This is a genomic window from Spirosoma pulveris (assembly GCF_054781875.1).
Window position 1 is genome coordinate 107,079 of record NZ_BAAGTO010000010.1, and the last position, 16,484, is coordinate 123,562.

At 49.5% G+C, this 16,484-nt stretch carries 25 protein-coding genes; 22 read left to right on the forward strand and 3 right to left on the reverse strand.

Annotation, left to right across the window (positions count from 1 at the left end):
- Window positions 1-66: 66 nt before the first annotated feature.
- Entirely contained in the window at window positions 67-1,443 is a 1,377-nt protein-coding gene (locus ACYVJM_RS25585; protein ID WP_461151078.1) for a M16 family metallopeptidase, read from the reverse strand.
- A gap of 221 nt (window positions 1,444-1,664) precedes the next feature.
- Window positions 1,665-3,008, reverse strand: a complete 1,344-nt coding sequence (locus ACYVJM_RS25590; protein WP_461151079.1) for a M16 family metallopeptidase — start codon at window positions 3,006-3,008, stop codon at window positions 1,665-1,667.
- A 49-nt stretch (window positions 3,009-3,057) separates the two neighbouring features.
- Here ACYVJM_RS25590 and ACYVJM_RS25595 point away from each other — a divergent pair, with 49 nt between their 5' ends.
- Window positions 3,058-3,828, forward strand: coding sequence for an SDR family oxidoreductase (locus ACYVJM_RS25595; RefSeq protein WP_461151080.1), 771 nt, complete (start codon window positions 3,058-3,060; stop codon window positions 3,826-3,828).
- On the opposite strand, the gene ACYVJM_RS25600 is transcribed toward ACYVJM_RS25595, so the two are convergent.
- Window positions 3,825-4,769, reverse strand: coding sequence for a sugar phosphate isomerase/epimerase family protein (locus ACYVJM_RS25600; RefSeq protein ID WP_461151081.1), 945 nt, complete (start codon window positions 4,767-4,769; stop codon window positions 3,825-3,827). The two genes, ACYVJM_RS25595 and ACYVJM_RS25600, sit on opposite strands and share 4 nt — an antisense overlap.
- Window positions 4,770-5,467: 698 nt before the next feature.
- Between ACYVJM_RS25600 and rplC the strand changes: the two genes are divergently transcribed.
- The 21 genes from rplC (at window position 5,468) to secY (ending at window position 16,483) form a co-directional block, all read left to right on the forward strand.
- Window positions 5,468-6,088, forward strand: a complete 621-nt coding sequence (gene rplC, locus ACYVJM_RS25605) for a 50S ribosomal protein L3 (protein ID WP_461151082.1) — start codon at window positions 5,468-5,470, stop codon at window positions 6,086-6,088.
- 3 nt (window positions 6,089-6,091) lie between these two features.
- Window positions 6,092-6,721, forward strand: a complete 630-nt coding sequence (gene rplD / locus ACYVJM_RS25610; RefSeq protein ID WP_297368443.1) for a 50S ribosomal protein L4 — start codon at window positions 6,092-6,094, stop codon at window positions 6,719-6,721.
- A 3-nt stretch (window positions 6,722-6,724) separates the two neighbouring features.
- The gene (rplW, locus tag ACYVJM_RS25615) at window positions 6,725-7,012 is read left to right on the forward strand and encodes a 50S ribosomal protein L23 (protein WP_012930240.1); all 288 of its coding nucleotides are present in this window, start codon (window positions 6,725-6,727) and stop codon (window positions 7,010-7,012) included.
- Between the two features lie 30 nt (window positions 7,013-7,042).
- The gene (gene rplB / locus ACYVJM_RS25620; RefSeq protein WP_012930239.1) at window positions 7,043-7,867 is read left to right on the forward strand and encodes a 50S ribosomal protein L2; all 825 of its coding nucleotides are present in this window, start codon (window positions 7,043-7,045) and stop codon (window positions 7,865-7,867) included.
- Window positions 7,868-7,876: 9 nt separating this feature from the next.
- The gene (gene rpsS / locus ACYVJM_RS25625) at window positions 7,877-8,155 is read left to right on the forward strand and encodes a 30S ribosomal protein S19 (protein ID WP_018618700.1); all 279 of its coding nucleotides are present in this window, start codon (window positions 7,877-7,879) and stop codon (window positions 8,153-8,155) included.
- Between the two features lie 78 nt (window positions 8,156-8,233).
- Window positions 8,234-8,626 (forward strand): 50S ribosomal protein L22, encoded by a 393-nt coding sequence (rplV, locus tag ACYVJM_RS25630; RefSeq protein ID WP_012930237.1) that lies wholly within the window; start codon window positions 8,234-8,236, stop codon window positions 8,624-8,626.
- A 6-nt stretch (window positions 8,627-8,632) separates the two neighbouring features.
- The gene (gene rpsC / locus ACYVJM_RS25635) at window positions 8,633-9,538 is read left to right on the forward strand and encodes a 30S ribosomal protein S3 (RefSeq protein WP_461151083.1); all 906 of its coding nucleotides are present in this window, start codon (window positions 8,633-8,635) and stop codon (window positions 9,536-9,538) included.
- Window positions 9,539-9,628: 90 nt separating this feature from the next.
- Complete coding sequence (gene rplP, locus ACYVJM_RS25640) at window positions 9,629-10,060, forward strand: 50S ribosomal protein L16 (RefSeq protein WP_012930235.1); 432 nt, start codon at window positions 9,629-9,631, stop codon at window positions 10,058-10,060.
- Window positions 10,061-10,081: 21 nt separating this feature from the next.
- Entirely contained in the window at window positions 10,082-10,276 is a 195-nt protein-coding gene (rpmC, locus tag ACYVJM_RS25645; protein WP_012930234.1) for a 50S ribosomal protein L29, read from the forward strand.
- Window positions 10,277-10,288: 12 nt separating this feature from the next.
- Window positions 10,289-10,642 carry a 30S ribosomal protein S17 gene (gene rpsQ / locus ACYVJM_RS25650; RefSeq protein ID WP_461151084.1) on the forward strand — a complete coding sequence of 118 codons (354 nt, stop codon included), beginning with the start codon at window positions 10,289-10,291 and terminating at the stop codon, window positions 10,640-10,642.
- Window positions 10,643-10,645: 3 nt separating this feature from the next.
- Complete coding sequence (gene rplN, locus ACYVJM_RS25655) at window positions 10,646-11,014, forward strand: 50S ribosomal protein L14 (protein ID WP_012930232.1); 369 nt, start codon at window positions 10,646-10,648, stop codon at window positions 11,012-11,014.
- 3 nt (window positions 11,015-11,017) lie between these two features.
- Window positions 11,018-11,374, forward strand: coding sequence for a 50S ribosomal protein L24 (gene rplX / locus ACYVJM_RS25660; protein WP_461151085.1), 357 nt, complete (start codon window positions 11,018-11,020; stop codon window positions 11,372-11,374).
- A 15-nt stretch (window positions 11,375-11,389) separates the two neighbouring features.
- Window positions 11,390-11,944: a 50S ribosomal protein L5 gene (gene rplE, locus ACYVJM_RS25665; RefSeq protein WP_012930230.1), complete on the forward strand. Its 555-nt coding sequence runs from the start codon at window positions 11,390-11,392 to the stop codon at window positions 11,942-11,944.
- A 23-nt stretch (window positions 11,945-11,967) separates the two neighbouring features.
- On the forward strand, window positions 11,968-12,237 hold the full coding sequence (gene rpsN, locus ACYVJM_RS25670) for a 30S ribosomal protein S14 (protein WP_461151086.1): 270 nt from the start codon (window positions 11,968-11,970) through the stop codon (window positions 12,235-12,237).
- A gap of 90 nt (window positions 12,238-12,327) precedes the next feature.
- Window positions 12,328-12,726, forward strand: coding sequence for a 30S ribosomal protein S8 (gene rpsH, locus ACYVJM_RS25675; protein ID WP_046577835.1), 399 nt, complete (start codon window positions 12,328-12,330; stop codon window positions 12,724-12,726).
- Between the two features lie 12 nt (window positions 12,727-12,738).
- Entirely contained in the window at window positions 12,739-13,296 is a 558-nt protein-coding gene (rplF, locus tag ACYVJM_RS25680) for a 50S ribosomal protein L6 (RefSeq protein ID WP_461151087.1), read from the forward strand.
- Between the two features lie 105 nt (window positions 13,297-13,401).
- On the forward strand, window positions 13,402-13,755 hold the full coding sequence (rplR, locus tag ACYVJM_RS25685) for a 50S ribosomal protein L18 (RefSeq protein ID WP_461151088.1): 354 nt from the start codon (window positions 13,402-13,404) through the stop codon (window positions 13,753-13,755).
- A 3-nt stretch (window positions 13,756-13,758) separates the two neighbouring features.
- Entirely contained in the window at window positions 13,759-14,277 is a 519-nt protein-coding gene (gene rpsE / locus ACYVJM_RS25690; protein WP_012930225.1) for a 30S ribosomal protein S5, read from the forward strand.
- Window positions 14,278-14,295: 18 nt separating this feature from the next.
- On the forward strand, window positions 14,296-14,475 hold the full coding sequence (rpmD, locus tag ACYVJM_RS25695; protein ID WP_461151089.1) for a 50S ribosomal protein L30: 180 nt from the start codon (window positions 14,296-14,298) through the stop codon (window positions 14,473-14,475).
- Window positions 14,476-14,654: 179 nt separating this feature from the next.
- Window positions 14,655-15,131, forward strand: coding sequence for a 50S ribosomal protein L15 (rplO, locus tag ACYVJM_RS25700; protein WP_097129750.1), 477 nt, complete (start codon window positions 14,655-14,657; stop codon window positions 15,129-15,131).
- 32 nt (window positions 15,132-15,163) lie between these two features.
- Window positions 15,164-16,483: a preprotein translocase subunit SecY gene (gene secY / locus ACYVJM_RS25705; RefSeq protein WP_461151090.1), complete on the forward strand. Its 1,320-nt coding sequence runs from the start codon at window positions 15,164-15,166 to the stop codon at window positions 16,481-16,483.
- Window position 16,484 lies beyond the last annotated feature (1 nt).

Genomic DNA, 16,484 nt, shown 5'->3' on the forward strand with positions numbered 1-16,484 from the left:
CACGGGCAGCACAAAGAAATCTATTCAATGTGTTGCCCGTGCCCCTTTGTGTTGGTAGCGTTCCGGTTAAAAACCTTCGGCTTTAATTTCTTTTTCTGTGATGGCTCCGTATTTCTTCACCTTGTCGCGAATGGTTTCAGCTTTGCCGATCAACACGAACTGAAGCTTGTCCTTAGGAAAATACTGGTCGATGATCTGCCGGGTTTTGGCTACCGTGAGTCCATCGACGTTCTTCTGGAAGTTGTTGATAAACGACTCATCGAAACCCAGGCTAAACATATCCGTCAGCAGATTCGCCAGTTCAGCAGCCGACTCATACCTCGGCGGGAAGTCGGCTTTGACGTAGTTTTTGGCCGACGAAAGCGTTTTCTCGTCGATGCCCGTCCGGTGCAAACTGTCCAGTACCTGTATCGCCATGTCGATCGCCTGCGTGGTTGTACTCACTTTTGTAAACGTCGAAATGGCGAAAGTGCCGCTCTTGCGGAATGTGCCAAAACGGCTGCTGGCACCGTACGTCAACCCGGAATTAACGCGCAGAGCATCATTCAGCCAGGACGTAAATCGACCACCCAAAATGGTGTTGACAACGGTAACCGGTATAAAATCGGGGTTGTTCTGGGTAATGCCTTTGCCACCAATCAAAAACGTTGTTTCACGGGCATCATCTTTATTGACCAGCAACACTCGGCTTTTGTCAAACGCAACGACCGGGTCTATCAGCGCGGGCGATGTAGCAGGAGCCGTTTTCCAGGTGCCAAACAGGTTGGTGATGCGTTTTTTCATAGCCGCCGTGTTGAAGTCGCCCACGATGGCAATGGCCGCCCGATCGGTGGTGAAGTTTTTCTGATAGAACTGCCGGACATCGTTTGCCGAAATCGCCGATACCGAATTAGGCGTCCCGGTCAATGGGTTAGCGTAGGGATGACCTTCGAACACGAACTTATTGAGGTACGACGCCACCACCGCCCGCGGACTTTCTTTCTGCTGGGTCAACTGGAGCAACTGCCGCTGTTTGTACTTATCAAACTCACCCTGATCGAAAGTTGGCTTTGTGATTACATCCTGAATAATATCAAATAGCAGATCCTGGTCTTTCACCGCAAACGAAGCGGTCAGTTTAGCGACTTCTTTCCCGGCATAGGTATCCACGCTGGCCCCTACATATTCGATTTTCTCTTCCAGTTGTGCCTTGGTGTATTTCGAACTGCCAAACAGCAGCGCATCGGCCGTCATGTTGGCCAACCCATATCGGCTCCCATCCTGCACAGCCCCCGCGTCGAATACCGTCGATACATTGATGAGCGGCACCTCATGCTGTTCCATCAAGTAGACCGTCAGGCCATTCTTCAGCTTGAATTTTTGATAGGGCGGCACTTTAAACGTCTGCGCCAGCGACGCTCCCGTTACAATAAGGGCAATCAAAAAAGTGAATATGAATTTCATTGAGTGATGTCTGTTAATTTTTGAATCGACATACGGGTCGCGTTAGCGACTTAATGTTTGTAGCCAGTTATATCGTGAGCAATTACAGTCGCTTAGCGACGTAACCCGTAATTTCTAATTTGTCGACGCCAGTAGTCCGGTCGCTATGCAACCAGGAATTTCGGGTGTGCAATCAGATTTCTACAAATAGTTAATCGCTACGCGACTATAAGCAGGTTTATTTAATTGTTTTTGACTGGATTCGCTTTGGGCTCTGGCAAGAGATACCCCACGGTGCGGTTTCGACCTGTCAAATACGTCTTGGCCACGCGTTGCACATCCTCTTTCGTGACCTTTTCGTAGAGAGCCGGGGCTTCGTAGAGCTTTTTGTAATCACCGAAAAACAGTTCATACGTGCCCAGCGAGTTCGCTTTTCCATTGATTGACTCCATCGTCCGGTAAAACTCCATGAGTTTCTGATTCTTCAACTTTTGCAGTTCCACATCCGTAACGCCCTCATTGATGACTTTGTCAATCTTATGCAATACCGATTGTTCCAGCTTTTCGGCCTTGATCCCGCTGGCAGCAATGGCATAAATCGAGAAGAGGCTTGGATCGAACGATTCGCCAAAGCTGGCAAATGCCCGTGATGCAATGGTGGAGTCGAGCACCAGCGATTTCACTAGACGTGATGAGTTACCCGAACTTAAAATACCACTCAGCAAATCGAGCGCATAATAATCGGGATGGCTTGTTGCGGGCGTGTGGTAGGCCAACATGATATTCGGCGTTGCCACGTCCTTGTAGGTCGTTACGCGTCGTTCCCCGTTTTGGGGCGGCTCAACGGTCCGCAAACTATCGGGTAGTTTCTGCGCCGGAATGGATTCAATATACTGTTCAGCCAGTTTCTTAACCTGTGCGACCGTTACATCGCCTACTACGACCGCTACGGCGTTGTTCGGTGAGTAATACGTTTTGAAATACTTTTCCAGATCGGCCTGCGTCCACTTCTTAATATCCGACTCGAAGCCAATTACCGGAAACATATATGGGTGTTCGACAAAAGCTGTAGCCTGAACCAGTTCGCTGATGACCCGGTAATTGCTATTTTCCAGCCCCGTACTCCGCTCCGACAGCACAACGCCCCGCTCACTCTCGACCATTTTCGGGTCGATAGCCAGATCACGAATCCGGTCGGCTTCAAGATCGAAGATCGTTTCAAGGGCTCCGCTTTGAAACCAGTCGGTATACACCGTTGTGTTTTGCGTTGTATACGCGTTGTTCGAGCCGCCGTTGGCTTCCATCACGCGGTCAAATTGCTTGGGACCGTACTTTTTGGCCCCATTAAACATCATGTGTTCGAAAAAGTGAGACAGGCCTGTTATGCCGTGTACCTCGTTACGGGAGCCGACTTTCCAGAAAGTATAGAAGTTAGCGTTAGGAATGGAGTGGTCTTCGAGAACCATGAATTTCATGCCGTTCTTCAGCGTGAATGTTTGTACGTCCTCGGCTTTAGGCTTATTCTGCGCCAGCACAACGCCTGTTGCAAGCGTCAGTACGGCCAGAAGCCTCATTCGTTTGTCCATGTGAGCAGTTTTAGTTTGGTGAAAAGCTAAAATTAATGACCTTTAGCTCATGAACCAATCACTCTGGTCGCTTACCGGCCAACGTGCCCTCGTAACGGGCGGAACTAAAGGAATTGGCGAAGCCATTGTGCGGCAATTCCTCGACCTCGGCGCTGCGGTATTCATCGTAGCGCGAGATAATACGCTGCTCCAGCAACAACTAACTGACTACCGGCAACAGGGCCATACCGTCGATGGACTAGCCGTCGATATGAGCCAACCCGGCACTGCGGCTCAGGTAATACAAGCCGTGACGATGAACTGGGGAAGTCTGGATATTCTGGTCAACAACGCGGGCACTAACGTCCGGAAACCTACCGCCGACTACAGCCCGGCGGAGTATGACCATATCCTGAACACGAATTTACGGTCGGCTTACGAACTGACTCAGGCGGCCTACCCAATGTTAAAAGCGTCCTCTGCCGGGAAAGTGGTTATGATCTCCTCCGTATCGGGTCTGGCACATACTAGTAGTGGTTCGCTGTACGGCATGACCAAAGCAGCCATGCTTCAGCTCACCCGCAACCTGGCGGTTGAATGGGCTGCAGATGGCATTCGGGTCAACTCGGTTGCGCCCTGGTACATAAATACCCCGCTGGCAACGCCCGTTTTAGCCATTCCCGAAAAATTAGCGGGTATTCTGAAACGAACACCCATGAATCGCGTGGGCGAACCAGAAGAGGTAGCTTCGGTGGTTTCGTTCCTCTGTATGCCCGCGTCAAGCTACGTAACGGGGCAAACCATTTCCGCTGATGGCGGCCTGATGGCCTGGGCGTATTAAAGTCCGGCCACCATGGCTTTCATTTTTGCCATTGCCGTTTTTGTAACGGTCAGGGCATCCTGTGCGTAATACTCTTTATTGAAAACCTCCAGGGAGAGAACGATTGGGTGGTCGGTTCGCTTGATGAGCTTCAGCGTCTCGCGAATCGGCGCCACGCCATCGCCCGGAAACACCCGATCGGCATCAACGATCTTCTCGCGGGTGAAGTTGGCGGTGTAGTCGTTCACGTGGAATACTTCGATAGCCGATTTACCGACCAACGGGAGCATCGTATTTCCTGAACCACCTTTATACAGGTGATAAATATCCAGCAGTACCCGCGCCGATGGGTGACCACTCTCAATAGCCACAAACATCACTTCGCCTAATCGACTCAAGTTGGGCGAAAAACCCCATAATTCCAATTGGGGAACAACGCCGGTTTTGTCGCCTATTTCGAGAATAGCCCGGTAGCGTTCGGCCGCTTTATATAGATCGACTTTGGGACTCCCCGGCGACTGGGCACCAATGGGGGGAGTCGCTACGCGTTTGCAACCGACTTCGGCCAGCATCTCCATTTCGCTTTTCAACTGAGCAAGCCCTTTGGCACGGGCCGCTTCGTCGTCAACAATCCAGGGGGCGAATCCAATGGCATTTTCAACTTTTATTCCGTTATCGCCAAGAATCCGACGGGCCTCTGCTGTTGTCCCGCCATTTTTCAGGTAAGTCTGTAATGTCTCGATCCAGATTTCAACCGACCGAAATCCGGCTTTTGAAGCGGCTTCGAGTTCTTTCACAAAACCCAGCTTTTGCCCCCGAATGGTACTCATGTTCAGGCAAATTGTAAAAGGAGACTGGGCAGCCGGAGCAGGTTTAGCTTCTAGTGAAGTTGCAGAGAGGGAGGCACCCACAGTGGCAGTCAAAGCCGCTAATGTTTGACGGCGAGTTACAGATTGAGACATGAAGAGCTAAGAATTCAGGCGTTTGTAGAAATCGTATAGTAAACGAGAAAAGGGGATAAACCTACTGTTTTACGGCCTCTGTAGTTTTTATACTTCTGAACTACGGAACGGAGTACTCATAGTTCGTTTAAGTCGTGTTAACGAGCCAGCCTTTAAAGCGATGGTTCTGTAGAGTTGCGTCGCTATGTAACAGTTCTTTTGAAATTAATTTGGTCATCGTCACATGACATCCTTCTGTTATAACGCCCTATCACACTCATGACTATCTGCTATTTAACCTAAAATGCGACCCATCCGGTACACGAATTGATAAAGAATACAGGAGCCACTAGGTTGCCAAAGACGGGATGATCTACCTCCAAAAAACTTCTTTAAAATAAATTTTCTATTTCTCCTAACTATTTCATACTTTTGCACTCCCAAACTCGGAACATCGAGTCTAACGACATACGAGGGTGAAGGTCCGTAAGGAAACCACATCTGACTTTTTCGGCAAACGGACGTTGCATTGCATCGTGCTGTCTGCCATTTGAGGTCAGGTGCTTTGCGCCCGACCTTTTTTTATGTCGTTTTGGGGCTGATAGTTAAGCAGATATAGGATTCGTCTGATTATTTGCCTACCTTTGCGCCCCGATTCGGAAGGTCCGAACGGGGAAATGAATACCTATTTTTTACCTGCTTACTTTAAACAAACACAAATGTCTGGTTTAATTGGCAAGAAAATCGGGATGACCAGCGTGTACAATGCGGACGGGCAGGCTCTGGCATGTACAGTGATTGAGACGGGTCCCTGTGTCGTAACGCAAGTTCGTAGCGTCGAGAAAGATGGCTACACAGCTGTGCAGCTGGGTTATGGCGACAAAAAAGAAAAGCACAGCAACAAGCCGGAGTTGGGCCACTTTAAAAAAGCGGGCACCACACCTAAGCGGAAACTAGTTGAATTTAAAGAATTCGATCAGGAACTGGCTTTAGGTGCAACACTTACGGTAGCCGACGTATTTGCAGAAACTGACTTCGTTGACGTAGTCGGAACAGCTAAAGGTCGTGGTTTCCAAGGCGTTGTGAAACGTCATGGATTCGGTGGTGTAGGCGGTCAAACGCACGGTCAGCATAACCGGGGTCGTCACCCAGGTTCGATCGGTGCCTGTTCGTTCCCATCGCGTGTGTTCAAAGGTCTTCGGATGGCCGGCCGTATGGGCGGCAACCGTGTGAAGGTTCAAAACCTACGCGTTTTGCGTGTTCTGCCTGAGCAAAACCTGCTCGTTGTTAGCGGTTCAATTCCAGGAGCCAAAAATTCATACGTTATTATCGAGAAGTAGGTCATGGAAGTAATCGTATATAACAGCAAAGGCGAGGACACAGGCAAAAAGGTCACGCTTCCGGAAGAGGTTTTCGGTATTGAGCCGAACCAACACGCGATTTACCTCGACGTGAAACAATACCTGGCCAATCAGCGTCAGGGAACGCACAAAGCGAAAGAGCGTGCAGAAAACGCACACTCAACCCGCAAACTGAAGAAGCAAAAAGGTACAGGTGGTGCCCGCGCGGGTAGCGCCAAGTCGCCGGTCTTCGTTGGTGGTGGTACCATTTTTGGACCTCGCCCCCGCGACTATAGCTTCAAACTGAACAAGAAAGTGAAAGCGCTGGCTCGCCAGTCGGCTTATGCCGTTAAAGCGAAAGCTGAGAAAATTTCAGTTATCGACAGCATTGCGCTGGAAGCTCCCCGCACGAAAGATTACATCCAGTTCCTGAGTGACCTGAATGTAACGGGTAAGAAAACGCTGCTGATTCTGCCCGACGTAAACACGAATGTCGTGTTGTCGAGCCGGAACGTTCAGAAGGCGAAAGTTACAACAGCTTCGCAGGTGAATACCTACGATCTGATGAACGCCGACCAACTGCTCATTAGCGAAGACGCCCTGTCAACCATTCAAACGTTGTTCGACAAATAAACCATGAGCGTACTAAAACGACCAATCGTCACAGAAAAAATGACGGGCCTTAACAAGCAGGGGAAGTATGCTTTTGAGGTTGAACTAAAAGCCAACAAACTCGAAATCGGCAAAGCTATCGAGAAAATGTATGGCGTAAACGTTGAAGCTGTTAATACCTTCCGGGTATATGGAAAGAAACGCAGCAAGAACATCAACGGACGTGTTGTATCGGGCAAGACCCCAACCACTAAGAAAGCAATTGTTACGGTTGCCGAAGGCGAAGTAATTGATATCTACGCTGACCTGTAAACCGAGCACTGCTCTACCAATTAATCAGTCATGGGAGTTAAAAAACTAAGACCAATAACGCCGAGTACACGTTTTCGCGTGGCACCCGACTTTGCGGAAATAACAGCCTCCAAGCCAGAAAAAAGCCTGCTGGAGCCCATTAAGAGAACCGGTGGCCGTAATAACGAAGGTCACCGCACTATGCGCTACATTGGAGGAGGTCATAAGCGGCAATACCGTATTATTGACTTCAAGCGCGATAAAGTCGGCCAGCCTGCCGAAGTTTTGACTGTAGAATACGATCCAAACCGTACAGCACGCATCGCTTTGGTGCAGTATGCTGACGGCGAAAAACGCTACATCATCGCACCACAGGGTATCACCGTAGGCCAGACTATCCGGTCGGGCGAAGGGTCAACTCCCGATGTTGGTAACGCTTTACCCTTGGCGCTGATGCCAATTGGTACCATCGTTCACAACATTGAATTGACACCGGGTAAAGGTGGTGCAATGGCCCGTTCGGCTGGCACATACGCTCAGTTGGTTGGTCGTGAAGACAAATACGCTATCCTGCGTCTGCCTTCCGGCGAAACACGTCGTGTATTGAGCGCCGGTATGGCTACGGTAGGTTCGGTATCGAACCCCGACCACATGAACGTTGTCGTAGGTAAAGCTGGTCGTAATCGCTGGTTAGGTCGTCGTCCCCGCGTTCGTGCGGTAGTTATGAACCCTGTCGATCACCCGATGGGTGGTGGTGAAGGTCGGGCATCGGGTGGTCACCCACGCTCACGCAATGGCCAGTTCGCCAAAGGTCAGAAGACCCGTAATAAGAACAAGGCATCTGAAAGCATGATTATTAGCCGACGCAAAAAGTAACAGATAAACATGGCACGTTCACTCAAAAAAGGCCCTTATATTGATTTCCGTCTGGACAATAAAGTTCAGACCCAGAATGACTCGGGCAAGAAATCGGTCATCAAAACCTGGTCGCGTCGTTCGATGATTTCGCCGGATTTCGTAGGCCACACCTTCGCTGTTCATAACGGCAACAAGTTTATCCCGGTTTATGTAACGGAGAACATGGTAGGCCACAAGCTCGGTGAATTTTCACCAACGCGCAATTTCCGGGGTCACACCGCCAAGAAAGACAAGGGCAAACGATAAACTAGCATAGGGCGTTGGGCATTGGACCAAGGGTATTAAGCCCTTCACCCGCTGCCCCGGACCCAAAGCCATACAAACATGGAAGCAGTAGCAAAACTTAAAGATGTGCCCACGTCGCCCCGTAAGATGCGGTTAATCGCCGACCTCATTCGTGGTCAGCGCGTTAGCCGGGCGTTGGGCCTGTTAAAATATCAGCCACAAGCTGGTGCCGACGTATTGCAGAAAGTGCTTTTGTCGGCCGTTGCCAACTGGCAGCAGAAGAACGAAGATCAGCGCATCGAAGATGCCGATCTTTATGTAAAGACGATTTTTGTTGATGGTGGTCCGATGCTGAAGCGTCTTCGGCCAGCTCCACAAGGCCGTGGTCACCGGATTCGGAAGCGGTCAAACCACATTACACTTGTGGTAGACAGCGCTGCTGATACGGTATTGAGCCAGGCTGAAGTTTCTACCCCTGAAAACGAACAATAAACAGAAATGGGACAAAAAATAAATCCAGTTGGCCTGCGACTTGGTATTGTTCGGGGCTGGGAGTCGAGCTGGTACGGCGGCAAAGAGTTTTCGGAGAAACTTGTTGAAGACGAGAAAATCCGGAAATACGTAGCAGCCCGTATCCCGAAAGGCGCCATTGCGCGGGTCGTTATCGAACGTACCCTGAAGCGCGTAACCTTAACGATCCACACGGCTCGTCCGGGTATCGTTATCGGTAAAGGTGGCGGTGAAGTCGACAAGATCAAAGAAGAGCTGAAAAAGATCACGGGCAAAGATGTCCAGATCAACATCTTCGAAATCAAACGCCCCGAAATTGATGCTAAACTGGTTGGCGAAGCAATTGCCCAGCAGTTACAGGCTCGTATTTCGTTCCGTCGTGCCATGAAGCAAGCTATCCAATCAGCGATTCGGGTAGGTGCTCAGGGCATTAAAGTGAAAGTATCGGGTCGTTTAGGTGGTGCAGAAATTGCCCGCTCGGAGCAATATAAAGAAGGACGTGTGCCCCTGCACACGCTTCGTGCTGACATTGATTATGCTATCTCTGAAGCCCAGACCGTATATGGTAAAATCGGCATCAAAGTGTGGATTTTCAAAGGTGAGGTTTACGGTAAGCGTGATCTGTCTCCGGCAGCAATGATGAGCCAGGCACAAGCCGGTGAGCGCACTGCTTCGGCAAACGATCGTGGCGACCGTCGTGGTCCACGTGGTGACCGTGATGGCAATGACCGGGGTGGTCGTGGCCGGGGCGGAGATCGCGGTGGTGACCGGGGTGGCAACACCCGTGGTGCTGGTGGTGGACAGGGCGGTAATCGCGGTGGCGGCCAAGGCGGCAACCGGGGTGGCGCTGGTGGCCAGGGTGGCAACCGCGGTGGTGGCGGACCAAGACGATAAATTCTGTCGTCAGTTGTCAGTTCACAGTCGTCAGTTCACGAACTACCAGCGATAAGCAACTAACCACTATCGACGCTAACTTTCAGAGCTATGTTACAGCCAAAAAGAACTAAATTCCGTAAACAACATAAAGGCAGGATTCCAGGAATCGCATCGCGCGGTCATGAAATCGCCTTCGGAACGTTCGGTATCAAATCACTGGAACCCGGTCGGATTACCGCTCGCCAGATTGAAGCCGCTCGTATTTCCGTAACGCGGGCAATGAAACGCGAAGGCCAGGTTTGGATTCGCATATTTCCCGATAAACCAATCACCAAGAAACCAGCCGAAGTTCGGATGGGTAAAGGTAAGGGTGCCCCTGAGTATTGGGTAGCCGTAGTGAAGCCCGGCACGATTATGTTCGAAACGACGGGCGTTGATCTGGCAACGGGTATGGAAGCCCTGCGCCTGGCGGCTCAGAAATTGCCAGTTCGGACCAAGTTTGTTGTCCGGCGTGATTATCAGGAGCAAGTCGAAGACTAGTACCCCTAAGCGACGAACAAAATGAAAAAAGAAGATTTGAAAGGGTTGTCGGCCGACGAGATCCGCACTGAGATTGGTGCAGAACAGGACCGACTGTTGAAACTCAAGTTCGCGCATGCGGTATCTCCAATCGAGAACCCAATGCGCATCCGCGAGAGCCGCAAACGGATTGCTCGCCTGAATACTGAACTGACGGTTAAATCGCGGCAAGCCTAATAAGACACGACGATGGAAGAGCAACAAGCACCAGCACCACAGGAGGAAGCAACCCCGGTGGCAGCAGCAACAGAACAGCCTGCCGCAGCCGCTCCAGCAACGGAAACGGCTTCGGAGCGCAACGCTCGGAAAGAGCGTATCGGACGGGTGACCAGCAATAAAATGCAGAAGACCATCACTGTAGCGATTGATCGCAAAGTGAAACACCCGATGTATGGCAAGTTCATGAACAAGACGAAAAAACTGACGGTTCATGACGAGAAAAATGAGTGTGGTATCGGTGACACAGTTCGTGTTATGGAAACCCGCCCACTGAGCAAGAACAAGCGTTGGCGTTTAGTCGAAATCATCGAAAAAGCGAAGTAAGCCATGGTACAGCAAGAATCAAGATTAGGAGTAGCCGATAACAGTGGCGCTAAAGAGGTGCTGGTTATCCGCGTCCTGGGCGGTACGGGTAAGCGGTATGCATCAGTCGGTGACAAGATTGTCGTGACGGTGAAGCAAGCCCTGTCATCCAGCAACATGAAGAAAGGTACGGTTTCGAAAGCCGTAGTTGTTCGGACCAAGAAGGAAGTGCGTCGGAAAGATGGATCGTATATCCGCTTTGAAGACAATGCCGCCGTGTTGCTCAACAACAACGACGAGCCACGTGGCACCCGTATTTTCGGACCTGTAGCCCGTGAATTGCGCGAGAAGCAGTTTATGAAAATTGTATCGTTAGCCCCGGAGGTATTGTAAGCAATGGAGAAGAAAATAACGCTACCGAAACACAAATTCCACATCAAGACGGGCGATACCGTCGTCGTGATTGGTGGTAACTCGAAAGGTCAGCGCGGTGTGGTGAAAGAAGTGATCGTAGAAAAAGATCGTGCTCGGGTTGAGGGCGTCGCTATGATTACCAAACACCTGAAGCCAACGGCTTCTAATCCGCAGGGAAGTCTGGAGAAAACGGAAGGTTCCATCCACATCAGTAATCTGAAACTGGTTGATCCTGCCACCGGCGAACCTACCCGCACGGGTCGTAAGTTGAATGATAAGGGTAAACTGCAGCGGTTCTCGAAGAAGACCGGCAATTTCATCCCCGACGTCCGTAATTAATAAAGGTCTAAGAGAATGGCAACGCCAAGACTTAAAGAAAAATACTTAAGCGAAGTCGTACCTCAGTTGAAGGACAAATTTCAGTACAAGTCGGTCATGCAAGTGCCCCGCCTGAGCAAAATTGTCATCAATAAAGGTATTGGAGCCGCTGTCGCCGATAAAAAATTGGTAGACGTGGGCGTCGAAGAGTTGACGACCATCACAGGCCAGAAAGCCGTTCCGACATTGTCGAAAAAGGCTGTATCGAACTTCAAACTGCGGGAGAAAATGCCCATTGGTGCGAAAGTTACGCTGCGTGGTGTGAAGATGTATGAGTTCATGGACCGGTTAACGACCGTATCGTTACCGCGTGTTCGTGACTTCAAAGGCATTAGCGATAAAGGGTTTGATGGCCGTGGCAACTATACCTTCGGGGTGCAGGAGCAGATTATCTTCCCTGAAATCAGCATTGACAAAGTAGCCCGCATTTCGGGAATGGACATCACATTCGTGACGACTGCCGACACCGATAATGAGAGTTACGAGTTGCTGAAAGCGATGGGTATGCCGTTTGCTAAAAGTGGTAAATAACAACCGATTTAAAGGTTAAGATAATGGCAAAAGAATCAATAAAAGCACGGGAACGGAAACGCGAAGCTATGGTAGCGAAATATGCTGCCAAGCGGGCCGCTTTAAAAGCCGCCGGTGATTACATCGGTCTGGATAAACTGCCTAAGAATTCGTCTCCTGTACGTTTGCACAACCGTTGCAAACTAACAGGTCGTCCTCGGGGCTACATGCGTAAGTTTGGTATTTCACGGGTAACATTCCGGGAAATGGCATCAGCAGGGAAGATTCCGGGTGTAACCAAAGCAAGCTGGTAATTCCAGATTCCATTTCTATTTGTAATTCAGTTTCCGTAATTTTGCGAACTTTCTAAAAAACAGGGGTTTGCAAGTAACGCAACGCAAAGAATGAATACAGACCCAATAGCAGACTTTCTCACCCGCGTTAGAAACGCCATCCGGGCTAAGCACCGGGTTGTGGAGATACCTGCTTCCAACATAAAAAAAGAAATTACCAAGGTTTTGTACGAGAAAGGGTACATCCAGAACTACAAGTTCGACGATAGTACTCCACAGGGCTCTATTAAGATAGCGCTTAAGTACAACCCCACTACGAAGCAGCCTGCTATCGTTGATCTGCAGCGTATCAGTCGCCCAGGTCTCCGCCAGTACCGGGGTGCCGATAATCTGCCGCGTATCCTGAATGGCTTGGGTGTCGCTATCATTTCTACCTCCAAAGGTGTAATGACGGATAAAGAAGCCAAGACGCTGAACGTCGGCGGAGAAGTATTGTGTTACGTATATTAATCCGAACGAACGATGTCACGTATAGGCAAGAAACCCATCGCCCTACCCAGCAACGTAACGTTGTCTGTTGACGACCAGAATGTTGTCACGGTAAAAGGGCCTAAAGGCACCTTAACTCAGTCGGTCGATCCGGATATTTCGGTAGCCATTGAAGAAGGTCAAATTCAAGTGTCACGCCCCACGGAGCAAAAGCGCCATAAAGCCCTGCACGGTCTATACCGTTCACTGGTAAGCAACATGGTAGTGGGCGTGAGCGAAGGTTTTAAACTGAACCTCGAAGTAATCGGGGTTGGTTATAAAGCATCTGTTACGAACAACATTCTCGAATTGCAACTTGGCTATTCACACAACGTGTACCTGGCCGTTCCAACCGAAATTAAAGTAACAGCCGTAACGGAGAAAGGTCAGAATCCAAAAGTATACCTGGAAGGTTCGGACAAGCAACTTCTTGGCGATGTAGCGGCTAAAATCCGTTCGCTCCGTAAAGTTGAACCGTACAAAGGCAAAGGTATCCGCTTTATTGGTGAGCAAGTTCGCCGGAAAGCTGGTAAATCTTCGTCTAAGAAATAATACGTTGGTCTATGGTTTTCGGTTTGAGGTTGGTTTACTCAGCCACGAACCGAAAACACATTACCAAATACATTTTAAACGCCTATTTGGTCGGAATCAAATAACATGGCAACGAATAAACAAGAAAGAAGACAGCGGATCAAGTTTGGTATCCGGGCGAAAGTATCGGGTACTGCAGAACGCCCCCGTCTGTCCGTTTTCCGCTCGAACAAAGCGATCTACGCCCAACTTATCGACGATGCTGCCGGCCGCACACTTGCTGCTGCATCCTCGATTGAATTGAAGAGCGAAGCCGAAGGTAATACCATCGAAACGGCGAAAAAAGTAGGCCAGCGGTTGGCTGAAAAAGCAGTTGCACAGAACATCAGCACGGCTGTGTTCGACCGTAACGGCTACTTATATCACGGTAAAGTAAAAGCATTGGCCGATGCAGCCCGCGAGGGAGGCCTTAAGTTCTAAGCGATGAACATCAATTCAGCAAGACCGACAAAATTTAACGAAGCCGACCTGAAAGAAAAGGTTGTAGCCATCAACCGCGTAGCGAAGGTGGTAAAAGGTGGCCGACGGTTCAGCTTCTCGGCTATTGTCGTGGTTGGCGACGGTAACGGTGTCGTTGGTTACGGATTAGGCAAGGCCAATGAAGTAACGGACGCCATCGCCAAAGGCGTAGAAGACGCGAAAAAGAATCTGGTTCAGATTCCTCTTTTGAAGCGTACCGTTCCTCACGAAATGGAAGGTAAATTCAGCGGTGGCTTTGTCCTGCTGAAACCAGCTGCTCCTGGTACAGGTGTGATTGCTGGTGGTGCTATGCGGGCTGTTCTTGAATCAGCCGGTATCCACGATATCTTGGCCAAATCGAAAGGTTCATCAAACCCACACAACGTGGTAAAAGCAACGCTCGATGCACTGCTGAAAATGCGTTTACCTCACCAGGTAGCGTTTCAGCGTCAGATCAGCCTGGCTAAAGTATTTAACGGTTAATAAACAGGAGCAATAGACATGGCACGAGTACGCATCACGCAGGTCAGAAGCACCATCAAACGACCGCTATCTCAGAAAAATGCTATCAAGTCGTTAGGCTTGGGCAAAATCAACCGCAGCGTTGAATTAGAATACAACGACGCGCTTAAAGGTGCTATCATTAAGGTGCAGCACTTGGTGAAGGTTGAAGAAATTTAAGTATCTTTGCGATTCTTTTGGTTTTCAGGCTGTCCTAGGTTCAATCAGGCGTGCTGAAAGGCCAAAAGAATCATCTTTTTACATCTAAATACGGACGCGGGAGGCAAATTAGAACAGAGGTTAATTCGTTTTACGGATCCTTTTATTCTTAATTAATCTTCTTTAATCCAGCAAATCACATGAATTTAAGCAACCTTAGACCGGCAAAAGGTTCCGTCAGAGAGCGCAAGCGAGTCGGACGCGGGCAGGGATCAGGCATGGGTGGAACATCCACGCGTGGTCACAAAGGAGCGCAGTCGCGCTCAGGATACAGTCGTAAAGTGCACTTCGAGGGTGGCCAGATGCCGCTTCAGCGTCGTGTTCCTAAATTCGGCTTTAAGAATATAAACCGCGTCGAATACAAGCCTCTTAATCTGGACTCTATCCAGGCATTGGTTGAAGAAACCAAAGCAACTGTAGTCGACATGGACTTCCTGCTCCAGCATGGTCTGGTAAGTAAGAAAGACCTTGTGAAAGTATTAAACCGGGGTGAACTGACCGCAGCTGTTGAAGTTCATGCCCATGCGTTCTCCAGCAGCGCAAAAGAAGCGATTGAAAAAGCGGGTGGCAAAGCAATTGTTCCCGTTAAGCAAGCGAAAGAGGAAGCAGCTAATTAAGTTGTGATCACTGTAACGTCCGACCTACTTCTATGAATCGACTCATCACCACGTTTAAAAATATTTTTGCAATTGACGAGTTGCGGGGTCGAATCCTGAACACGTTGTTGTTCATAACGGCGTTCCGTCTTGGCTCGGCTATTGTACTGCCTGGTGTTGATCCGAACAAGCTCAATCTGAATCCGCAGGGATTACTTGGTTTGTTGGATACCTTTTTAGGTGGTGCTTTCAGCAAAGCGTCAATTTTTGCATTGGGAATCATGCCGTATATCTCGGCTTCGATTGCCATTCAATTGTTAACGCTAGCGTTGCCTTACTTCCAGAAGATGCAGAAGGAAGGCGAATCAGGACGTAAGCGATTGAATCAGATCACGCGTGTGCTCACAATTGGTGTAACGGCTGTACAGGCAATTACTTATGTACGTACAACGATCCCAGCCGAAGCACTGTTGATTGACCGTGGCTTGTTTACCATTTCCTCGTTGTTCATCTTAACCGCTGGCACCATATTCTGTATGTGGCTAGGCGAGCGGATCACCGACAAAGGGATTGGTAATGGTATCTCGATGATCATTATGATCGGGATCGTTTCACGGCTGCCAGGCGCTATATACGGTGAAGCATTATCGCGTGGTACTGGCGGTTCCTTAATTTTTGTATTGGAATTAGTTGGTCTGTTCTTCGTTATTATGGGTGCGGTTGTGTTGACGCAAGCGGTTCGACGCATTCCCATTCAATACGCTAAACAGGTAATCGGCAATAAAGTTGTAGGTGGTCAGCGGCAGTATTTACCTCTAAAGTTAAATGCAGCTGGTGTTATGCCTATCATCTTTGCTCAGGCACTGATGTTTATTCCAACGTACGTTGCAGGTCTGTTTGCCGAGAAGAGTGATTTTGCGGCCAGTGTACAAAACGCGTTCCAAAGCTATACAACCTGGCAGTACAACCTGTTGTTCTCTCTGCTGATTATCATCTTTACGTTCTTCTATACAGCTATCTCGGTTAACCCCGTTCAGATTGCGGATGACATGAAGCGTAGTGGCGGATTCATTCCGGGCGTGAAGCCGGGTCTTCAGACGTCGGAGTACATAGGTACTGTATTAGATCGGATTACCTTGCCAGGTGCGGTTATGCTCGCCATTGTGGCCATTCTGCCAGCTATTGCCAATTTGTTAGGCATGACCAGCGGTTTTGCTCAGTTCTTTGGCGGAACATCACTGCTGATTATGGTAGGTGTAGTACTTGACACATTGCAGCAAGTAGAAAGCTATCTATTGATGCGCCGGTACGAAGGTCTGATGAAATCAGGTCGTGTACAGGGACGCGCCAATAGCGAGACAGTAGCCGCTTAAC